Annotated in this window: 3 protein-coding genes; all 3 read right to left on the reverse strand. The window is 71.8% G+C overall.

What is annotated here, in order from left to right:
- Positions 1-355 (reverse strand): biotin/lipoyl-containing protein (locus ACWJ6R_RS33515; protein WP_449066066.1); only part of this gene is annotated, 355 nt, incomplete at its 3' end.
- A gap of 35 nt (positions 356-390) precedes the next feature.
- A complete protein-coding gene (lpdA, locus tag ACWJ6R_RS33520) occupies positions 391-1,770 on the reverse strand; it encodes a dihydrolipoyl dehydrogenase (protein ID WP_449066067.1) in 1,380 nt (459 codons plus the stop codon).
- 117 nt (positions 1,771-1,887) lie between these two features.
- The coding region (locus ACWJ6R_RS33525; RefSeq protein WP_449066068.1) for a leucyl aminopeptidase at positions 1,888-3,018 on the reverse strand (1,131 nt) is incomplete at its 5' end.

A 3,018-nucleotide genomic window follows, 5' to 3' on the forward strand; every position in this document is an offset into this window, starting at 1 on the left:
GGGGCCTGCGGGGCGGGCTGCGGGATCGAGGAGATCGGCGCCTGCGGGCGGGCTCCGGCTCGGGAGCCGGGGCCGGGGCCGCCGGGGCCTCCGCGGGAGCGGCGGCGCCCTCGGTGGCGTTCTCGTCGATGAGGGCGAGCTCGGTGCCGACCTCGACGGTCTCGTCCTCAGCGACGATGATCTTGGTGAGGATTCCGGCCGCGGGCGACGGGATCTCGGTGTCCACCTTGTCGGTGGACACCTCCAGGAGCGGCTCGTCGGCCTCGACGCGCTCGCCTTCCTTCTTCAGCCAGCGGGTGACGGTGCCCTCGGTGACGCTCTCGCCGAGCTGGGGCATCTGTACGGACTTCGGCATGGTGTCTTCTCTCGCGTTCCGAGTGAGGGCTTCGACTAGTTGTGGACGTGCAGCGGCTTGCCGGCCAGGGCGAGCATCGCCTCGCCGACGGCCTCCGACTGGGTCGGGTGGGCGTGGATGAGCTGGGCGACCTCGGAGGGCAGGGCCTCCCAGTTGTAGATCAGCTGGCCCTCGGTGACGAGCTCGCCGATGCGGCGGCCCACCATGTGGATGCCGAGCACCGGGCCGTCCTTGGCGGCGATGACCTTCACCGCGCCCTGGGTGCCCAGGATCTGGCTCTTGGGGTTGCCCGCGAGGTCGTAGGTCATCTCCACGATCTCGTGGCCCTTCTCCCGGGCCTGGGCCGAGGTGATGCCGATGGAGGCGACCTCGGGGTCGGAGTAGGTGATCCGGGGTACGCCGTCGTAGTCGATCGCGGGCGGGTTGAGCCCGGCGATGTGCTCGGCGACCATGATGCCCTCGGCGAAGCCGGCGTGGGCGAGCTGCAGCGTCGGGATCAGGTCGCCGACCGCGTAGACGCCCGGCACGCTGGTCTGGCAGTGCTCGTCGACGACGACGGTGCCGCGCTCGATGGCGACGCCGTTCTCCTCGAAGCCCATGCCGGCGGTGACGGCGCCGCGGCCGACGGCCACCAGCAGCAGCTCGGCCTCCAGGGTCTTGCCGTTGGCCAGGCTGACGACCACGCCGGTGTCGGTGGTCTTGACGCCCTCGAAGAAGACGCCCAGCTCCTGCTTGATGCCGCGGCGGCGGAAGGCGCGCTCCAGCAGCTTGGAGCTGGACTCCTCCTCCAGCGGGAGCAGGTGCGGCAGGCCCTCGACGATCGTCACCTCGGCGCCGAAGGAGCGCCAGACGCTGGCGAACTCCACGCCGATGACGCCGCCGCCGAGGACGACCACCGAGGCCGGAACGCGGTCCAGCTTGAGCGCGTGCTCGCTGGTGATGATCCGCTCGCCGTCGATCTCCAGGCCGGGCAGCGACCTGGGCGCCGAGCCCGTCGCCAGCACGATGTTGCGGCCCTCGTAGACGTCATCGCCCACGGCGACGCGGTTGGGGCCGACCAGGCGGCCCTCGCCCTCGACGATCGTGATGCCCTTGCTCTTGAGCAGGCCCTGCACGCCCTTCCAGGCGCGGGTGACGATCTTGTCCTTGAACGCGTGGACCGCGGGGACGTCGATGCCCTCGAAGCGGGCCTTGACGCCGTAGGTCTCGCTCTCGCGCGTCTCGTCGGCCACCTCCGCCGAGTGGAGGAGGGCCTTGGTGGGGATGCATCCCCGGTGCAGGCACGTGCCGCCGATCTTGTCCTTCTCGATCAGCACGACCGTCTTGCCCAGCTCGGCCGCCCGCAGAGCGCAGGCATACCCACCGCTACCGCCACCCAGGACGACGATGTCGTAGGGGCCGCTGCCATCAGCCACAGGAATGCTCCTTGTCGGATCGTTATGCCGCCGGGGGCCGGCTTCTGACCGGGCCCCGGCAAGCGCATCTTTTCACTTGTCCACGCCGCGTGCGCCCCGCTCGCGCAGGGCTTGACCTCAGCGCGAGTACTGTTCGGCGAGGCCGACGAGGGTCCGGGTGATCGCCCCGGTCCCGCCCTTCGGCGTGTAGCCGTGCGGTTCGCCCTTGTTGAAGGCGGGACCGGCCATGTCGATGTGCGCCCAGCGCACGCCCTCCGGCACGAACTCCCGCAGGAAGATGGCCGCGGTCAGCATGCCCCCGAAGCGCTCGGGGTGCAGGTTGGCGATGTCGGCGACGGGGGAGTCGAGCCCCTTGCGCAGCTCGTCGGGCAGGGGCATGCCCCAGGCGCTCTCGCCCTGCCCGCCGGCGATCCGGACGACCTCCTCGCGGAGCTCGTCGTCGTTGGCCATGACGCCGGCCGTACGCCAGCCGAGCGCGACGATCTGCGCGCCGGTGAGCGTGGCGACGTCCACGATCAGGTCGGGGGAGTCCTCGCCGGCGCGGGCGATGCCGTCGATCAGGACCAGACGGCCCTCGGCGTCGGTGTCGAGCACCTCCACGGTCTTGCCCGCGTAGCTGGTGAACACGTCCGACGGGCGCTGGGCGGTGCCGCTCGGCATGTTCTCGGCCAGGCAGAGGTAGCCCACCGCGTTGACCTTCAGGCCCAGCCGGGCGATCGCGACGAGCGCGCCGAAGACCGCGCCCGCGCCGCCCATGTCGGACTTCATCCAGTCCATCGAGGCGGTCGGCTTGAGCGACAGGCCGCCGGAGTCGAAGGTGATGCCCTTGCCGACGAACGCGACCGTCTTGGCGGCCTCCGGGTGGCTGTAGGCGAGCCGGACCAGGCGGGGCGGGTTGACCGAGCCCTGGCCGACGGCGACGATGCCGCCGTAGCCGCCCTCCTTGAGGGCCTTCTCGTCCAGGACCTCCACCGACAGGCCGGCCTCGGTGCCGGTCTGCTCGGCGATCTCGGCGAAGCGGGCGGGCCACAGGTCCGAGGGCGGGGTGTTGACCAGGTCGCGGACCAGGGAGACGGAGGCGGCGACGGTGGCGGCGCGCTCGACGGCGGCCTCGGCCCCCTCCGCGCGGCTGAACACGGTGATCTCGTCGACCGGGGCGGTCTGCTCCTCGCCGGTGCGGTACCGGGTGAAGGAGTAGGCGCCGAGCAGCCCGCCCAGGGCCAGCGCGGCGGCCTGCTCCGCGCCCGC

The sequence above is a fragment of the Planomonospora algeriensis genome (genome assembly GCF_977012225.1).